This is a genomic window from Oleiphilus sp. HI0086 (assembly GCF_001635225.1).
Window position 1 is genome coordinate 1 of record NZ_LWFZ01000785.1, and the last position, 16,720, is coordinate 16,720.

At 44.6% G+C, this 16,720-nt stretch carries 18 protein-coding genes; 11 read left to right on the forward strand and 7 right to left on the reverse strand.

Annotation, left to right across the window (positions count from 1 at the left end; all coding sequences use genetic code 11):
* On the reverse strand, nucleotides 1–355 hold a 355-nt coding region (locus tag A3756_RS13660), incomplete at its 3' end, for a methyltransferase domain-containing protein (protein WP_156490467.1).
* Nucleotides 356–409: 54 nt separating this feature from the next.
* Complete coding sequence (gene tmpT, locus A3756_RS13665) at nucleotides 410–1,051, reverse strand: thiopurine S-methyltransferase (protein WP_068553689.1); 642 nt, start codon at nucleotides 1,049–1,051, stop codon at nucleotides 410–412.
* 206 nt (nucleotides 1,052–1,257) lie between these two features.
* Between tmpT and A3756_RS13670 the strand changes: the two genes are divergently transcribed.
* The 5 genes from A3756_RS13670 (at nucleotide 1,258) to A3756_RS13680 (ending at nucleotide 2,705) form a co-directional block, all read left to right on the forward strand.
* Complete coding sequence (locus A3756_RS13670; protein ID WP_068506955.1) at nucleotides 1,258–1,590, forward strand: zinc ribbon domain-containing protein YjdM; 333 nt, start codon at nucleotides 1,258–1,260, stop codon at nucleotides 1,588–1,590.
* Between the two features lie 68 nt (nucleotides 1,591–1,658).
* Entirely contained in the window at nucleotides 1,659–1,808 is a 150-nt protein-coding gene (locus A3756_RS26710; RefSeq protein WP_156490468.1) for a hypothetical protein, read from the forward strand.
* A 74-nt stretch (nucleotides 1,809–1,882) separates the two neighbouring features.
* Nucleotides 1,883–2,014 (forward strand): hypothetical protein, encoded by a 132-nt coding sequence (locus A3756_RS28995; RefSeq protein WP_255374960.1) that lies wholly within the window; start codon nucleotides 1,883–1,885, stop codon nucleotides 2,012–2,014.
* Nucleotides 2,015–2,140: 126 nt separating this feature from the next.
* On the forward strand, nucleotides 2,141–2,392 hold the full coding sequence (locus tag A3756_RS13675) for a type II toxin-antitoxin system ParD family antitoxin (RefSeq protein ID WP_068506949.1): 252 nt from the start codon (nucleotides 2,141–2,143) through the stop codon (nucleotides 2,390–2,392).
* On the forward strand, nucleotides 2,385–2,705 hold the full coding sequence (locus A3756_RS13680) for a type II toxin-antitoxin system RelE/ParE family toxin (protein WP_068506946.1): 321 nt from the start codon (nucleotides 2,385–2,387) through the stop codon (nucleotides 2,703–2,705). Before A3756_RS13675 ends, A3756_RS13680 begins: the two co-directional genes overlap by 8 nt.
* 565 nt (nucleotides 2,706–3,270) lie before the next feature.
* Here A3756_RS13680 and A3756_RS13685 read toward each other — a convergent pair.
* Complete coding sequence (locus A3756_RS13685) at nucleotides 3,271–3,900, reverse strand: TetR/AcrR family transcriptional regulator (RefSeq protein WP_231875540.1); 630 nt, start codon at nucleotides 3,898–3,900, stop codon at nucleotides 3,271–3,273.
* A 180-nt stretch (nucleotides 3,901–4,080) separates the two neighbouring features.
* Between A3756_RS13685 and A3756_RS13690 the strand changes: the two genes are divergently transcribed.
* Nucleotides 4,081–5,247, forward strand: a complete 1,167-nt coding sequence (locus tag A3756_RS13690; protein ID WP_068506966.1) for a carboxylesterase — start codon at nucleotides 4,081–4,083, stop codon at nucleotides 5,245–5,247.
* Between the two features lie 51 nt (nucleotides 5,248–5,298).
* Here the strand turns inward: A3756_RS13690 and A3756_RS13695 are convergent, their stop codons facing one another.
* On the reverse strand, nucleotides 5,299–5,604 hold the full coding sequence (locus tag A3756_RS13695; RefSeq protein ID WP_068506944.1) for a DUF962 domain-containing protein: 306 nt from the start codon (nucleotides 5,602–5,604) through the stop codon (nucleotides 5,299–5,301).
* Nucleotides 5,605–5,963: 359 nt separating this feature from the next.
* Between A3756_RS13695 and A3756_RS13705 the strand changes: the two genes are divergently transcribed.
* Nucleotides 5,964–7,412: a malate:quinone oxidoreductase gene (locus tag A3756_RS13705; protein WP_068506940.1), complete on the forward strand. Its 1,449-nt coding sequence runs from the start codon at nucleotides 5,964–5,966 to the stop codon at nucleotides 7,410–7,412.
* 307 nt (nucleotides 7,413–7,719) lie between these two features.
* On the forward strand, nucleotides 7,720–8,175 hold the full coding sequence (locus A3756_RS13710) for a hypothetical protein (protein WP_068553691.1): 456 nt from the start codon (nucleotides 7,720–7,722) through the stop codon (nucleotides 8,173–8,175).
* 73 nt (nucleotides 8,176–8,248) lie between these two features.
* Here the strand turns inward: A3756_RS13710 and A3756_RS13715 are convergent, their stop codons facing one another.
* Nucleotides 8,249–8,605: a hypothetical protein gene (locus A3756_RS13715; RefSeq protein ID WP_068506937.1), complete on the reverse strand. Its 357-nt coding sequence runs from the start codon at nucleotides 8,603–8,605 to the stop codon at nucleotides 8,249–8,251.
* Nucleotides 8,606–8,929: 324 nt separating this feature from the next.
* Here A3756_RS13715 and A3756_RS13720 point away from each other — a divergent pair, with 324 nt between their 5' ends.
* Nucleotides 8,930–10,312, forward strand: a complete 1,383-nt coding sequence (locus A3756_RS13720) for a DUF1329 domain-containing protein (protein WP_068553692.1) — start codon at nucleotides 8,930–8,932, stop codon at nucleotides 10,310–10,312.
* A 77-nt stretch (nucleotides 10,313–10,389) separates the two neighbouring features.
* Here A3756_RS13720 and A3756_RS13725 read toward each other — a convergent pair whose 3' ends face one another.
* Nucleotides 10,390–12,408, reverse strand: a complete 2,019-nt coding sequence (locus A3756_RS13725) for an ATP-binding protein (protein WP_068553693.1) — start codon at nucleotides 12,406–12,408, stop codon at nucleotides 10,390–10,392.
* A complete protein-coding gene (locus tag A3756_RS13730) occupies nucleotides 12,408–13,103 on the reverse strand; it encodes a response regulator transcription factor (protein ID WP_068553694.1) in 696 nt (231 codons plus the stop codon). Before A3756_RS13730 ends, A3756_RS13725 begins: the two co-directional genes overlap by 1 nt.
* Nucleotides 13,104–13,397: 294 nt before the next feature.
* Between A3756_RS13730 and A3756_RS13735 the strand changes: the two genes are divergently transcribed.
* Nucleotides 13,398–14,279 (forward strand): OmpA family protein, encoded by an 882-nt coding sequence (locus A3756_RS13735; RefSeq protein WP_068553695.1) that lies wholly within the window; start codon nucleotides 13,398–13,400, stop codon nucleotides 14,277–14,279.
* 101 nt (nucleotides 14,280–14,380) lie between these two features.
* Nucleotides 14,381–16,570, forward strand: a complete 2,190-nt coding sequence (locus A3756_RS13740) for a marine proteobacterial sortase target protein (RefSeq protein ID WP_197473248.1) — start codon at nucleotides 14,381–14,383, stop codon at nucleotides 16,568–16,570.
* Nucleotides 16,571–16,720: the final 150 nt, after the last annotated feature.

Below are 16,720 nucleotides of genomic sequence, written 5' to 3' on the forward strand. Positions count from 1 at the left end.
GGGGCCAATAATGAGGCGCTGGTTTAAAGTGCGTCATCACGATGTTATCAAACGTCTCTAGCTCGTTTAGTTGTTCTGGGTGATCGAGGTCTAAGGTATAAGTGCTTACTTCTAGGTTTTTCTCTTGTGCGAAGGTGTTCAGTCGATCCAGGGCGACTTCTGATATGTCGGCAGCCGATACAGTAAAGCCTTTCGCGGCTAGGAATAAGGCTGCTGCACCGTCGCCACTGGCAATATCAAGCACACTGCCGGGTAGGAGCTGGTCTAAAGCCTCCTCGATAAAAGCGGGTGCTTTCGCTTGAATCATCGGGCGCTCGCTAAAGCGCTTATTCCAGCGAGCTTGGTCTTCTTTCATGGTCTTCTCTTTCTAGTGAGTAGGCTTGCTAACAAGAATAAAAGGGCTGAGGGTTTAATTCTCGCCCTCAAGTAGCCAGACATATTCAGTGATAGGAAAGGCTGCTGAAAACTTGTCTGAAACCTTCGTGCTATCAAGGGGCCGCAAGTTGTAATGCTGTGCGTAGTGTTGCTGCAACTCTTCTTCGCTAACTGAAAAAGGCGGTCCACCCATTAGGCTCTGATCATACTGATAGCAAACCACTAGCTGAGGCGTTCCAGCAACCAGAGTGTTGAGGTGTGAGGCATATTGCTTGCGCATCTCTACAGGCAAAGCAACTAAACTGCCACGGTCAAACACAGCGTCAACCTGGCCAAGCGTTTCTTTATCGACACTGAAGAAATCACCGACTAGTATGTCTACATTCTCAGCATGATAGCGTTTAATTTGCCCCTGGGTGCTCACTTCTGGCCGAACGCCCATTTCATCGAAAAGTTGTTGTATGGCCAACTCGCTTAACTCGATGCCAACAACCTGAAATCCCTTAGAGGCTAGCCAAGGAATATCGAGAGTTTTCCCACATAAAGGTAAAAGTATTCGTTTACCGGGGGCGAGCTTGAGCAAGTCGAGGTGTTTTACCAAGTTAGGGTTTGCTTCACTTTCATGAAAGCCGATGGTGTTGTTTTTCCAACAATTGAACCAAAAATCGGATTGCATAGAGATACCTGGGATGAGCTTAGGAAGGTTAAGTATTTTAACGCTGTCTAGCGCTTAGGCAAGTGTAACTAAGTGTCGACATAAAAGGATCTTACTTATTTAGAAGATTCTAAATGCTAATTGGTAGATAATAACACTTTAAAGCTTGCTCCCAGGGCAGGCTGATTCATTGTTAGATTCATGTTGAAACCTAAAAGAGAATATCTATGCCTAATTGCCCGAAGTGCGATTCTGAATACCCTTATGAAGACGGCCCTAGTTTTGTTTGTCCTGAGTGCGCCCATGAATGGCCCATTAATGCTGAAGAAGATGAAGATCGTTTGATTGTAAAAGATTCAAATGGCGCAGTGTTAGCTGATGGCGATAGTGTTACCGTTATTAAAGACCTTAAGATCAAAGGCTCTTCTTCAGTCGTAAAAGTTGGCACCAAGATCAAAAATATTCGCCTGATCGAAAGCTCTGATGACCACAATATTGATTGTAAGATCCCTGGAATCGGTGCGCTTAAAGTGACACCGAAATACGTTAAAAAAGCTTAGCGTTGATAGGCTCTCTCTATAGGAGAGCTTCGATATTCTCGCGTTATATCTTTAGAAGGGTGGGTCTGATGAATTTATCTGAATTTACGCCTGCTCAGTCACAAGAAGTGATTGTGCTGTTCCGTGATGTCTTTTCTATGGCCGAGGGACTGGACGAGGGTTTGTTAATTGGCGATTTAGTTGCCGATTTGATTGCCAGCACTAGTATAAGAGTCTAAGGGGTCGGTGACAAATAAGAATCAGTTGTCACCGACCCCTTATTTCCTTATTTACACATAAAGGAGTTTAAGCAATGTCTACCAACCGCCAATTTACTAAACATCAATTCGGCCCAAAAGGCTGGACACCTGAGCGAATCGAGTCTCTTAAAGGTAAGACTTACCTCATCACCGGTGCTAATAGTGGTACCGGTAGAAGTAGATGATGCGCTTGATCTTGCTGAACGAATTCAAGTGTAGTTATTGTTTAGCCGTGTTGGTTAATTCCTTGCCAGCCTGAATAAAGTCATGTAAATTTATTTGTAAGACATATTCTTACGAAGAGGTTTGTTATGGCAGATACCGTTACATTTAGACCTACTGATGATCAAGGCGGTTTTATTGAAGGTCTGATTAGTTCAGGTGATTACTCTAACCAAAGTGAAGTCATTCGCGCTGGCTTGAGACTTCTGCAAGAGCATTACGCTGAATCAAAGCTAGCAGAATTACGCCAGCTTATTAAAGATGGTGAAAATAGCCCCATTATCGAAAATTGGAATGCTGATGATTTTATTCAACGGATGAAGAAAAAGCATAATGCATAAAAACCAAAGCTTTTTTGTACACCAAAAAGCAGATGAAGACTTAGAAGCTATTTTTGATTATAGCCTAGAGAAATTTGGTTTTGCTCGAGCTGCACGTTATATCAAAGATATAGAAATAATGTTTAAGCAATTAGCTTGCAATCCTCAGAAGGGAAATACGTTTGATATCCAACTACCAAGCTGTTTGCATGTAAGAGTTGAGTCACATTTCATTTATTATGCAGAGTGCCAGGGTGGCATTGAAATCTTCAGGGTTCTTCATCAACGCATGGAACCAAGTAAACATCTAATTGATATCCTAGATCAAGATTAAGCTCTTTGCCGCCAATGAATTTGATGTAACTTTTTGAGACATCTAATCGGAATTTTCTTCACTAGTGCCAATGAGTCCGCATTTAAGACCCTGACAACTCAAATAGGGTGCGCCGTGCGCACCGATAAACCCCGCGACTCAAACAAACAGTAATGGGGGGCGGCCAAAGCAATTTCCCTAACCTGTAGGCAGAGCCTTCCACGGCTCGCAAGCGGGCTAGCACGGGGCAGATTCATGCGAGGGGTTGAACCCTCTGCCTACTAAGACGAGGTATCAAACTCCGCTGGTGCGCACGGCACACCCTATTGATATCGAAGAGTCCGAACTTGGCATATTCGCACTTTATTCGTAGGTCGGGCTTCAGCCCGACGCGGTGCTTACAATACCTATTAACTACCTCATTGGCACCGATCTGTCGGGTTGAAACCCGACCTACAAGGTACGTACTAGGGGCCGAATTTGGCACTTTAACGACTAAGTAATGCGCAGGAGTCGTGCGCTTTAGTCGAACGCAGTGTTCTAATAGCTCAGCTCAAGCGCTGACTTTTACAATTAATATTTATCATTATTTATATCGAGCCAAAAACATATCAACGGTTTCGCGCACTAGTGCTTGTTTTTCAGGTTCAGATAAAACAGGCGCAATTTGAACAACTTGAGGCCAAAAGCAACTTCCCTTTATTAGGTTGTGAAGCTGTGTGAAAGCTAGCTCTGTGTCATGTAAATTTATGCGCTTATCTTTAGACGCGCTTTCTAACCATAGCGTCAGCGCGGTGTCTTCATCATCGAACTTTTCAAGTTCTTTTTGTAGGGCCTCCGGCTGGAACAGGAAGTGCCCTAGCGCCACGCGTGCTAAATCGATATATTCTTTGTCGCCCACCAGATTCACTTCTTGCTTTAGTAATGCTGTTAGCTGCTCACCCAAGGGGCTGACGGCATCATAATGAACATCAATTTTCACCATCGCCTGATCCCATAGATCTTTCAGCAAATACATTACCAAGGCTTCTTTAGAGTCGAAGTGATTGTAGACCGTTCGCTTTGATACCTGGGCAATTTCCGCTAGCTTATCCATGCTTGTCGCATCTACGCCATATTCCTTAAAGGCTTTTCTCGCGGCATCAATGATCGCCTCTCTCTTTAATTCACTGCGGCTTTTGCTTTTTTCGCTTAAGGTCTGACAGATTACGTTCACATTGAGTCTCAACAGCTTAAATACCAATAAAGTACATTTTTACACTGCATAGTTTACTTTTCAATTTAAATAAGTAAACTGCACTGATTAGTTTACTTATTGTATGGCGACGTCATGGTGGGCTCAGTGATGGATCGCTATGGAAGCGGGCAGCATGCTGTAAGTCAGAAGGAGAGAATCATGTTACGTTTAATAGCGCGCGTTGCTTTGGTGCTTACAGCACTGATGATTGTTAAAGGTTGTGCGAGTATGCCGGACAGCAAAATGCCTTTGCATCAGAGTGCTGAGTATTACAATTATATTCAGCGAGACTTTGAAAGCTATATAGAGGTGTCTAGAGCATGGTTATCGCATAACCGAAGTTTTATTTCACAGAACAAGCAAAAAGAGATCAACATGAACGCACCGTTTATGTTGATGCCTAATGAGCCGACACAGAAAGCTGTATTGCTGGTTCACGGCTTGGGAGACTCGCCTTATTCTTTTTCTGATATTGCTAAATCGCTCCACGGCGAAGGGTATGCTGTTCACGTTTTACTTTTGCCTGGGCACGGAAGTAAGCCTTCGGACTTAATGCTCTCTCACTATGAAGATTGGCAAGACATTGTTGACCACTATGCTCTACAGCTGAAAAAACAGTACAACAAGGTTTTACTAGGCGGTTTTTCTACCGGTGCAAACCTCGTGACTATCAATGCCATTGAGCAGGGTGGTGTTGATGGTTTGCTTCTGTTTTCTCCGGGCTTTGAGACATTTTCACCTTTTGTAGAGCGTTTGGCTCCCATCTTTGCGACATTTATGGACTGGGGCTGGAAGGCAGAAGAAGATAACCTAGCCCGATATCGCTCCTCGCCAATTAATGCTTCGATCGCTTACTCTGAGAGTGCACAATATGTCAGAGACTTATTTGAATCAAAGCAAACAAATGTCCCAACCCTGATTGTGATGAGCGAGGCAGACAGTGTCATTAACCCTCATGCCATCAAAGGATACTTTGACTCAAACTTCACCCATGCATCAAATCGCTTCATTTGGTATGGAGAGTCTATTATTGAAGACGATAAGATTATCACTAAGTCTATGAAACTGCCGGAACTGAGAATCAGTTCTGGCTCACATATGAGCCCACTATTCGCTCCAGACAACCCTTACTACGGCAAAAAAGGAGAAAAACGAATGTGCGGAAACAGCTTTAATCCCTCAAATACGCGCCGATGCGAAGAGGGTGAAAGTGTATGGTTTTCAGCATGGGGTTATAGCGAAGAAGACAAACTATTTGCCCGTTTAACATGGAACCCTTACTACTCGAAAATGGAGCAAGCTCTAAGACTTTTTCTTCGGAATTAAACATGCTGCTCTATGCGAATGTTGCGTGACCAGACAGTGGTTCCCTCACAACTAAGACCAGCTAACTTTGCCGAGCAGCATATCCTTAAACATCACAAAGTCACCCATTAAACTCCATAGCGGGTATGTAAAAGTAGCCGGACGGTTCTTTTCAAAAAAGAAATGTCCGACCCAGGCGAAACCATAACCGACTAGTGGCAGAGCGATTAGCAGTGACCAATTTTGCGTACTAATAAGTGTAACGAGCAGTAAAATAACGAGTGCAGTACCGAGGAAGTGCAAGCGCCTGCATGTCGCGTTGCTGTGTTCAGATAGGTAGTAAGGGTAGAATTCTTTGAAGCTTTGGTAGGTTTTCATTTTGGATAACTCTCTTATTGTTTTTTATATAGTAATCTTATCGGTGCTGCAGTGCCAATTGTTGCTAAGGTGAATTTTCTCTTAAGTTTAATTGATAGATAACATGATTTTTTAGCTTCGGCTAAGCAGTGGTGCTTTATGTCTTGGATACAAATCACTCGAAAAAGGCCAGATATTTGTATAAAATAGCGCCCGGTAAAATCCGGTAACTCGTTATCATCGAGCTCAACCGGCAAATCAGGTGTTGTAGTCTCATCATAAAAACATCTTGGCATTACTTTGGGTGACCCTCAAACAAGCCAAATCTGACTCTTCTCCTCGTATCAAGTTTAAACCACGCTTACAAGCAAGAGTATTATATGAATGTAGTAATTGTCGGCGCAGGGATAATGGGAATTACCTTTGCCACCCTAGCGAAAGAACTGAACCCGAAGCTTAAAATAACCATCATAGAGCGCCTTTCTGGGCCAGCCAAAAGCAACTCCAGCGTATTCAATAATGCGGGAACAGGCCATGAAGCAAATTGTGAGTTGAACTATACGCCGGTCGATGAGGATATTATCGAAGTCGAAAAGGCACTCGCAATACACGGTCAATTCAATATCGCCAAGCAGTTTTGGGCTTATTTGGTTAAGAAGGGGATTATCGAAGACCCTACAAGCTTTATCGTTCCGACAAAACACTGCACCCTGGTTCATGAAGACAGTATCAATGAGCTGAAATTGCGTTTTGAAGAAATGTCTCAGCACCACTATTTTGAGCATATGCAGTATTCGGAAGATCATGATGAAATTAAATCATGGATCCCCTATACCATGGAAAATCGACCAACTTCTGAAAAGATGGCTGCGACCATGATTGCGACGGGAACAGATGTTAATTTTGAGTCGATCACCGAGCAAATGGCTGCTTATTTGGCAAAGCAGGAAGGGGTTGAATTTCACTACGGAACGCATGTTACGCGTGTTCATAAAAACCCGGTTAAGCAATGGCTAGTTGAAACCCAAAAAGGCGATCAGAAAATGCGCTTTAAAGGCGACACGCTATTTGTTGCCGCAGGTGGAGGCGCATTCCCGCTTCTTAAACTAAGCCACTTACCAGATAGAACTCGATTTGCAGGCTTCCCTGTTGGTGGTCGCTTCTTGATGGCGCCTATTAGTGAAGAAGACGCTAAACACTACTCTGCAAAAACTTACGGTAAAGCGAAAGTCGGCGCACCACCCATGTCGGTTCCGCATCTGGATTTGCGTGCTGCTAACGGAAAGCATTACTTGCTGTTTGGTCCTTTTGCGACCTTTATGCCGGTGCTGGAAAAAGGCCGAGGTTTCCTTGAGTACTTAAAGTCTATGCGCTTTCATGATATCCCTAACTTTTTGAATGTTGCGCGAGAGCACTTTCCATTAATGAAGTACCTTATTTCCGAGACCTTTGTTTGTAAGGAAAAGATGCTGAAGGAACTAGAAGACTTTGCGCCAGGTTTAAGTAGTAAATTCAACTGGCAGGTTAGTCCGGCAGGTCAGCGAGTGCAAATCATTAAAGATGGTGACTTGCAGATGGGCACCGAGATTATTGTCTCTGATGATAAAACCTACGGGACGCTACTAGGTGCCTCGCCGGGGGCGTCGGTATCACCTGAAGTGATGTTGCGACTGGTTGAACAACTCATGCCATTCCTGATTGAAGATGAGGAAGGCAATAGCAAATTACGAGAAATCTTCCCCGTTCACAGCCTCAGAAAGCTGGAAAAGGACGCTAAGCTCTATCGTGCTATCCGTGATGATGTCAATGAAACCCTAGGCATCGGATAAGCCCTCCAAGCCCAAACACCTAGGGATTTTGCCGATGATCAATCCGCTTCCTTAGGTCTTATGGGCTATTTCACAAGGTTTTACCTCAGTGTTACCTGTTGTTACCACTTTGGGATAATTTGTCATTCCTTTACTTGTTACAATCCTCGGGAATTTATTTAAGGCCCCTTTGTTTGTAACGACTAGGAATATTTGATGACGAATGATATATGGATGAACCTTGGTATACAGAACTCTTTCTCGCAAGATTATGGGCTGTTGTACGATAATTTGGCACTAACGGCCAGTGCACTTGCGGGTTTTTTTAATGCTATTGCTCTTACATAGAGTATCGTCGCTGTACCGTGCAAGTCAGCTAAGCAGGCATGAAACTGAAGAGGGTAACGCTGTAGGGTTCTCATCCCAATTAATTGATTTTGCTCAGTTTCATATTAATAGTGTTCATCAAGGGGCTGGAGAGAAACGAGTATTTGAGGATCAAGAAAACCGAAGTGAAGTTGGTTTGTTTTTTATTGGGGCAGTAGAGTTTGTCGTTAAGATGAATGGCTTGTCGTCAAAGCAGCGGCATATGCTTATTGTGGAGCTGCTTCGAGAGAGTCTGGGCTTTTCTGCAAAGGAGGTGAGTAAAGTTTACTCGCAAGCTTTGGTGACTTGCTCAAACTCGCCTTCTAAGAATACAGTAAAGCTCGGAGCAAAAGCATTTAAAGAATGGTCTACAAACGACTTCTCAGGAAGCGTCCATCTATCTACAGTCTTATCATAACCCTAGACGCTAGGTCGTTCTCAGAAGCTTGCAGTCTTTTGAGAACGAGCCTTGATAGCCAAGAATAATTAGTTTACTTCATCAAGCATAATGCGAATGGCACCACCTCAATAAAGTTTTCGCCAGTTAAAAACTTTGTTTTATCTTTGTAGTTAAGTGCATAAAAGTCATCTTTATCGCTCCAAATACTGCTTTGGCGATTGATAGTGTAAAAAGCATTCTCACTATCAAATGCTTCTAGGTACCAGGTCTCAGCCCACTCCTTGTCTTCAAGAACCCAAACTTTGTAGTCACAATTCTTGTTAAATGGTTTTTTGTCACTGCTGATGTCTACCCACTGTGAGCGACCGTGTTTATCTGCAAGCACTGAACCCGAGCCGAATACTAGAACGCAAACAAGTAAAAAAGAAGATACAAAATTTTGGTACATAGGAAATTCTCCGCTGTTTTCATAATGAAGATTTGTAGAAAGTGAAGGTATTAGATAATCTTAGTTCAACAAGTACGAATGTTGAAGTAGATGAAGAGATTTAGTCACTTGATGATAGAGGCGATGCATAAATGTCAAAGAGACTAGTGTTGATATAAATATTCACTCAGGTTTAAAACAGTGGGTTGGGAAAATAAGGTTTTCCTTCCTATACTAATTAGTTCCGGCTTGCTCCATTAGTATGCTTTGAGTTTATCAAGCTTCGCTATTGCCGTTGTTCAAGTAATTTATAAAGCCTCAAATTAAGCAGGTAAGGTGTAGAATATGAATGGAAAATCCTTATCTTTCTTAGGTTTAACTGTTATAGCCATGCTGTCCTTTAATGCGCAAGCAAAAGTTTCTTCGGAGGCCGCAGCTGAATTAGGCGTATCTTTGACTCCTTTTGGCTCAGTTAAAGAAAGTAATCAATACAAAACAATTCCTGCTTGGGATGGTGGTATTACCGAGGTGCCAGATGGGTTTAAGGGCAACGGTTTTCCTCATGTCGACCCCTTCGCCGACGATGAAATTAAGTTCTCGATCGACCAGAGCAATTACAAAGACTACAAGAAAAAGCTGACTCCAGGTCAGTATAAAATGTTTGAGACTTACCCAGAGACTTTTAAAATAAACGTTTATCCTACTCATCGCTCACACTCCTTGCCAGAGTGGGTCAGCAAGAATACGCGTAAGAATGCCCTTACCTCAGAGCTTCTCGATAATGGCCAGGGCTTCGAAAATGCTTTTGGTGGCGTGCCATTTCCAATTTTGCATGGCAGCAGTGATGACAAGGCTTTACAGGTTATGTGGAACCATTTGACGCGCTGGAGAGGTGTTTTTCTCACCAAAAGTGCAACGGAAGTGGCGGTTCAGCGAAATGGTGCATTCACACCGATTACGAAGCAATACGAAATATTATTCAATTTCCATAAACCTAATGGGAGTTTTAAGAAGCTAAACAATATTCTTTTCTACTTTCTTGCGTTTAATAAAGCGCCCGCGCGTTTAGCGGGTGGCGCTTTGTTAGTGCACGAAACTCTTGATCAGATAAAAGAGGAGCGTCAGGTGTGGGATTATAGTTCTGGTCAGCGCAGAGTTAGGCGGGCACCGAACTTAGCTTACGATTCACCGATTGCATCATCAGATAACACACGAACTGCTGACGATACGGATATGTATAACGGTGCTCCCGATCGTTATAACTGGGAGTATGTTGGTTTGAAAGAATATTTTATCCCATATAATAATTATAAGGTTGACGCTGAAGGGGTGGAGTATGCAGACCTGGTTTTAGCGGGGCACCTCAACCCTGAGTATATTCGCTGGGAGTTGCATCGAGTACACGTGGTGAAAGCGAAACTAAAGAAGGGGGTTCGTCATATCTATAAAGAACGAGTGTACTATGTTGATGAAGATAGCTGGGGTATCTCATTGGTTGATCTGTATGATAAGTATGATGAGCTATGGCGTGTGAGTATGGCGCTAATGAAAAACTATTATGAGCTTCCCGGTACAGCGGCGAGCGTGAATGTTTATCATGATTTACGATCGCAAAGATATAGTGCCAACGGTCTGTCTTCAGAAGAGAAGCGTGCGGTAGTTTTTGATGACGAAGCACCGAGTTCACGTCATTTCAAGCCGGCTTCACTGCGTCGTCGTGCTCGTTGAGTTCAATAAATAGATAGCTCTTTTTGAGGCGGCTCGACATTGCGCTTAGCTTTATAGTTATTTAGGTAACTATAAAGCTATAGCTTTCTGAATATCAGGGTGAACACGACACCTGTTTCATCTTTACGGTTTCTGACCTTGAGCGTTGCTCGATGGTGATCGGCAATGATTCTGGCGACATGAAGCCCAAGCCCAAGATGTACTTCACCACCCTCCGAACGTGTAGAAGTCATTGGCGCAAAGAGTTCATTCATTTTTCCTTCGGTAATCGTTGGCCCATCATTCTCGACCTCAATCAAGGTTTCTAAGTCGTTATCGATCAAGCGAATGCATACCTTGCCGTCATCTGAACAAAAACCAAAGGCGTTATCTAGAAGTTTATCGAGTAGTTGTTCGAGCCTAGAGCTTTCCGCCATCACCCACACCACTTTATTGGGTTGTTCGGTTCGTAGGCCCTCCCAGGATGAGCAGTAATCTTCTAAAAACTCGCTTAGGTTCAGGCTTGCTAAATGTTCATTTTGCAATGCATTTTCAAGGCTAGCCGCTTCAGTGAGCTGTTGTGAGATCTTGCTTATTTGATCAACCCCGGCATCGAGTTTTTTAACATAAGTATTATCTTTTAGTTCAGGCCTGTCATCGATTAGGTTCTCTAGCGAGGTTCTGAGCTTGTTAAGTGGGTTGGAAATCTCGTGGCGAAGTGTTTGTGGCATGCGTTCTAAAAACTGCGTATAGGATTGTTGCTGCTTAAGCAAGCTGCTGATGCTGCGTGACAAGTCCCCCAATTCATCGGGTGCTGTTTTACTAGAGATATTGTCAGTGCTGATGATTCGGCCTTGCCCGTCAATAGCATTGTGGGCACTGTGGCTTAATTTGGTGATGCGTTGGGCCAGAATGAGGGCATAGATAAACATCAGTGCGATGATCAGGGCAATGATAGCGCCGGTTTTAATTGCAATAGCTTGTAGTCTGGTTTTGTGTTGTTCAAGTACATGGCTGGCAGCTTCATCGATGACGACTAGGCCTATGGCTTTATTATCCTTAATGATTGGGTAACAGGTCGTTATTCTGGAGTCCGGAGCGTCGCCTTTCATATGCTGGTATTGCTGAACGCTACCCTTCAAGGCATTGTTTAGGCAGTCTTGATCAAGTTCAAAGCCGCCTTTGTCTCTTGCTGCAAAGGCCCACTCGCGGCCCCGGCGGTCGTAGATGCCTAAATGCGCGTAGTTGGACTTCAGCTGGTCAATGACTCGCTGTAGCTCTCTTGCATGAAGTTCTAGAGGGTTAAATTGACCTGCCAACTCAGACGGTAGTGTCGAGATAATTGCCTTGGGACCAAGGGAGGGCTGCTGGTCGACATCGACAACTGCAATATGCAGTTCTGCTCCTTGGGTATCTAATTGGCTTAGGGGAAGGCGAAATTCAACAACATAGCCTGACTCAGAACGTCGCCAAAAGCCTTGAATGCCTGTCTGGTGACTTTCGATCTCAGTACTGGGTGCGATACCGTATTCCCATTCATGATTACTGAAGTAACTCGCTAAGGGGCCTTCATGTTCAGCAGGAAGAATGATGCGTTCAATATGGCCTTCTGGTGCGCGATAACTTAAGCGAATATGATCACTATAATCGAGCCGAAGGTGGTTGCGGCGATAACTGACTAGTTCGTCAGTGACGGCGATAGCTGCGTAAAGGTAATGCTGGGTTTGAGCCAGTTGTAAGGTAAAAGCCGCTTCAGGAGAATCTGTCGTATTGGTTTGTCTATAGCGCTTATCATAGGCAAGGCGAGATGATTCAACCAGCTTTTCTGGCCAATCACTTAGCTCGCCATCCAGTCGCAATGATGTCTGTAAAACCGGTGCTGCCAAGGCGTGCTTATGGAGCTCACTGCTTTCGTTCGCTGCAAGCAGGGTGGGAATATCTTTTTGAGTGGCGAGTAAATTGGTAGCGATGGCTTTGGCTTCAATCTCTTGAATATGGGCCTGAGTACTCAAACTTGCTTCTTTGATCTGTTGCCAATAATTATAAGCAACGAGTGGAATGGCTAACATAGCCAAACTGAGCACCGCGACTTGAGCTTTTATTCCGAAGCCAGGCATTAGCTTTGTTCCCAGCGATAGCCGAAGCCCGGTTTGTTGCGAATATGCTTAAACTCAACCTTTGTTGCATTAAACTTTTTGCGGATATTTTTAATATGGCTGTTAATGGTACCGTTAGTAACGAGGCGCTGCATGGTGCTTTCTGCCAAAGCTTGGTAATCAATACCTTCTGAGCCAGCTTGATAAATTGCATAAAACAGACGGAACTCTGTTAGCGTTAAAGGAATAGATTGCCCATGCCAGGATACATAAGACTTTTCTTCATCAATCGATAGTTCAGAGCTTGAGCTGGAGGTTGAAGGCTCAATGGTTTCTATGCGCGCTTGGTGAATGCGCTGTAGGCTTTTAATTCGTTCAGCTAGCAGTGCTAACGAAATTGGCTTGGTTTGATAGTCCCAAGCGCCAAGGCGCAAACCGAACACCTGGTCAATTTCATCAGAACGCTCACTTAGGAATATAACGGGTAGTTTACTCCCGCCATCAAGCAGGCGTCGGCAGATGGTAAAACCTCCATCTTCATCTTCGCCCAGTACCACATCGAGTAATACCATATCGGGTGGATTATTCTTTATACCGTTTAAGGCATCCTCAACATTGTCGTAGCAGCTTGTGCTAAAGCCTTTGCGCTTCAATGAGTCGGCGTAATTTTGTTGCTGGTCGATATCATCTTCAACGATCGCAATGTGGTAGGACATTCTGCAGCTTTCCTAAAGGGCTTATAGATAAAACCAGAGTGCTTACTATAACGCAGAATGGATGATTTTTACGCCACGAAGTGACGATCTCCATAACTTCTCCATGACAGCCCTGCTTTATCCAGAGAGTCAAAGCGAAGCTAAGCTTTCTCTCCTTTACTCGCCTTTTTCTTCCAGAGCGCTTCATAAGCTCTCCATTACCTAAATACGGCAAATTGTTTCAATAGTCTCATCGATACGGCAAGCACTCAGGTGCCAGATATCGTTTCTTAAATAGATTAAGTGGAGATCACTATGAAGCAAATAATGAATAAATCGAAAATCGCCAGCCTGGTATTGCTCGCTAGTATGANTTCAGCGCCTTTTGCTAATGAACTGGCAGAACAAACGAGTGCAGAAAGTAATGAGTCAACCTATTGGGGGCTGGGCATTGGCTCTGTCTTAGGCGGCATTATTGCAGGCCCTCCGGGTATTGCTATAGGTGCTAGCTTAGGTGGTGCTTTTGGTTGGGGGCAAGATCAGCACGAGGCGCTTGAAGAGGCTCAGGAACAGTTGCACGAACAGGCGAACTTAGTGACGTCTAGCTCCAATGACTTGAACACAGAGATGGAAAAGCTAAGAGCAACCAGGGCTAAGTTAGGTGAGCTAAAGCGTCGTCATCACCATCAAACTGAAAAGTTAAATGACTTACAAGCTGAGTTGGCGAGCAAGGTTCAAACCTTAGAACAGAGCGATTTGTCGAATCTTTTGAGTGCCTATACCCAAGAGATCTACTTTGAAAAAGGCCAAGCGCGTGTCCCCTCATATGTTAGCGATCGTATTTCCAGTATGGCGGAGTTCTTACAGCGCTATCCTCATCTACAGATAACTTTGACAGGCTTTAGCGACCAAAGTGGCCCAGCGATATTCAACCAAGAACTATCCCGTGAGAGAGCTCAGGGCGTGAAAGATGCTTTGCTCGCTCAAGGTATCTCAGCAGAACGCATTGTGATTAAGTCAGTCGGTGAAAGCATGGCTCATGTGGCTGAAGGTGATGAGGGCAACGCAATTTTAGATCGTCGTGTAGCAATCGAGTTCGGCCAAGATAGCCCGCAAGAAATAATTTCAACAAAAGAGGAGCCAATAGAACCTTCGCAAGTGATTGAAAGCACGTCACTTGCAGAATTAAGTCAGTGAAAGTTCTTATTTGAATGCAGCTAAATGCCATGGCGACCTTATGTGTCGCTATGGCGTGAATAATGTTTTTGATCAACGGACTTTACTTAGTTGGAGGTCATATGCGAGCTCTAGAGAATAAACACTATCTCGATAATTCATGCTCTATTTTTAGAACCCGAGGCTGGCGTAGCGTGGCAGAAGTTTGTGCTTTGAGTTTTGTTTTTTATCTTTGGATGTTATCCCAGAGTGTCTTGGCGTCTGAGCATGACGCTAGCAAAAGCTACAGCTCTTTATGGTTGAGCCCTATAGAAGGGCAAGAGGCAGAAGCGCTAACAGAGCAAGAACAAGAGGATTTCTCGGCTCTGCAGCTGAGGACTCATGTCAGTATTCAGGTCGTGGGGCCGATATCTCGAGTGAGCGTTAAACAAGAATTTTATAACCCCAGTGATTTATGGGTGGAAGGCGAATATAGCTATCCCTTACCCGAGACCGCTGCAGTTGACCAACTAAGATTGCATATTGGTGACAGAGTGGTCGAAGGACAGGTTCAGGAAAAAAAGCAGGCAGCTAAAACCTTTGCCAAGGCTCGCAAAGAGGGAAAAAAGGCCAGCCTCTTATCGCATCGTCGAAGTAATCGATTTCGAACTCAGCTCACTAATATCGGGCCAAATGAAAGTGTCACGGTAGAGTTCGAGTATCAACAATGGCTAGATTATAAAGCTGGGCAATACGATTTGCGCTTCCCCATGGTTTCAACACCTACATATACATCAACAGTCGAGGAGGGCAGTCGCGCTAGTCTGCAAAAGGGCTTTGTCTTCCCAGAAAACCATTATCGACGCTTGGCAGAGAAAGCAGGCAACCCGCTAAGTATTAGGCTGGATATCGATGCTGGCATTCCTATCAATGCGCCTGAGAGTAATAGTCATCAAGTGAGTATTAACAAGCTTGATTCAAGCCGCTACCAAATTGAGCTTACAGGGGAGGCAGAGCTTTCCAATCGAGACTTTCTGCTCAGCTGGCAACCAGAGGCCGCATCGCAACCCACTGTGACGGTGATGCACGAGCCGAGTTCTGATGGCCATGATGAAGACCAGTATGGCTTATTGATGGTGATGCCGCCCCAGGAGAAATTCGCTGAGGATGACTCTCAAGATCGAAATCTGGTTTTGGTGCTGGATGTTTCGGGTAGTATGCAGGGTGCTTCGATACAACAGGCTAAAGCGGCCATGTTAAAAGCGCTCGACCAGCTAGAAGAAGATGACTTCTTTAACCTGATCTGGTTTAACAATCGTGCTATGTCTTTGTTTCCTATCAGTCAGCAAGCTTCTGCTCGTAACTTATCAATCGCAAGACACAAAGTGAATCAGCTCAATGCGAATGGTGGTACTAACATGCTACCAGCCTTGAATATCGCGCTTCAAAGTTCTGAGGAATCTCTGTCGACACTTCGGCAAGTTGTCTTTATCACCGACGGTGCTGTCAGCAACGAAGCGGAACTGTTTACCATGATCCGGCAAGAGCTTGGCCATAGTCGTTTGTTTACGGTGGGTATAGGGTCTGCCCCGAACAGCTACTTTATGCGCAAGGCAGCACATGCCGGTCGTGGTTCTTTTACTTACATTTCTCAGCCAGAGAGTGTTGAAGATCGGATAAGCGAGTTATTTACTCGCCTGGCAGCACCCGCCCTAAGTGATGTGTCGATAGACTTCCAGGGTTATGAGGTCGAGATGCTTCCGAGCCCCTTACCCGATGTCTACGCAGGTGAGCCTTTGTATGCAGCATTTAGAGCAGAGCATATGCCTGAATATGCGACGCTGTCCGGGAAAATTGCCGGACGCGATGTCTATATGCGGCTATCGCTACAGAGGCAGTTTTTAGAGGCTGATATAGCGGATGCTAGACAAAAAGGTATCGCCATCGAGTGGGCGCGAAGAAAGATTGAGCATTTACTAACGCTCTATCGTGAGTCTGAACCTGAGCATAAAGCGCTCTTGCAGAAAGAGATGACTGACTTGGCACTTGAGCATCGTCTGGTGAGTAAGTTTACCAGTCTGGTTGCTGTGGATGTTACTCCACAAAGGTCAGGTGTGGCGGTGGAACATCAAAAGATTCCCGCTAATCTTCCGGATGGCTGGGCACAGGGCAAGCTTGCGGGGCTTAACAGGGCGCAAACGCTACGACTCGCGCAGACCTCTAGTGGTCTTTGGTTTCAGCTTTATGTCGGCTTGGTGGCGCTTTTGTTGGTGACGGTGTTGTTATATCTATCTGAAGGCATGACTAAGCGAAAAGGAAAGGCGCTATGCTAAAGAAATTTTTACTGTTTGTATTGCTGATCGCCCTATCGCTCACGGCAATTGTTCAGCTTGGTAGTGGTGCCAAAATAGCGGCTAAAGCCTGGTTAAGTCAGTATTTGATCGAACAGGCTTGGTCGCGAACTTTGCTAGGCGAAGAGCGAG

Coding starts and splice junctions, on each gene's coding strand:
- A3756_RS13720 (WP_068553692.1), top strand. CDS start 8,930: ATGAATGGAAAATCCTTATCTTTCTTAGGTTTAACTGTTATAGCCATG.
- A3756_RS26710 (WP_156490468.1), top strand. CDS start 1,659: ATGAATTTATCTGAATTTACGCCTGCTCAGTCACAAGAAGTGATTGTG.
- A3756_RS13740 (WP_197473248.1), top strand. CDS start 14,381: ATGCGAGCTCTAGAGAATAAACACTATCTCGATAATTCATGCTCTATT.
- A3756_RS13705 (WP_068506940.1), top strand. CDS start 5,964: ATGAATGTAGTAATTGTCGGCGCAGGGATAATGGGAATTACCTTTGCC.
- A3756_RS13670 (WP_068506955.1), top strand. CDS start 1,258: ATGCCTAATTGCCCGAAGTGCGATTCTGAATACCCTTATGAAGACGGC.
- tmpT (WP_068553689.1), bottom strand. CDS start 1,051: ATGCAATCCGATTTTTGGTTCAATTGTTGGAAAAACAACACCATCGGC.
- A3756_RS13730 (WP_068553694.1), bottom strand. CDS start 13,103: ATGTCCTACCACATTGCGATCGTTGAAGATGATATCGACCAGCAACAA.
- A3756_RS13690 (WP_068506966.1), top strand. CDS start 4,081: ATGTTACGTTTAATAGCGCGCGTTGCTTTGGTGCTTACAGCACTGATG.
- A3756_RS13675 (WP_068506949.1), top strand. CDS start 2,141: ATGGCAGATACCGTTACATTTAGACCTACTGATGATCAAGGCGGTTTT.
- A3756_RS13695 (WP_068506944.1), bottom strand. CDS start 5,604: ATGAAAACCTACCAAAGCTTCAAAGAATTCTACCCTTACTACCTATCT.
- A3756_RS28995 (WP_255374960.1), top strand. CDS start 1,883: ATGTCTACCAACCGCCAATTTACTAAACATCAATTCGGCCCAAAAGGC.
- A3756_RS13710 (WP_068553691.1), top strand. CDS start 7,720: ATGCTATTGCTCTTACATAGAGTATCGTCGCTGTACCGTGCAAGTCAG.
- A3756_RS13725 (WP_068553693.1), bottom strand. CDS start 12,408: ATGCCTGGCTTCGGAATAAAAGCTCAAGTCGCGGTGCTCAGTTTGGCT.
- A3756_RS13715 (WP_068506937.1), bottom strand. CDS start 8,605: ATGTACCAAAATTTTGTATCTTCTTTTTTACTTGTTTGCGTTCTAGTA.
- A3756_RS13680 (WP_068506946.1), top strand. CDS start 2,385: ATGCATAAAAACCAAAGCTTTTTTGTACACCAAAAAGCAGATGAAGAC.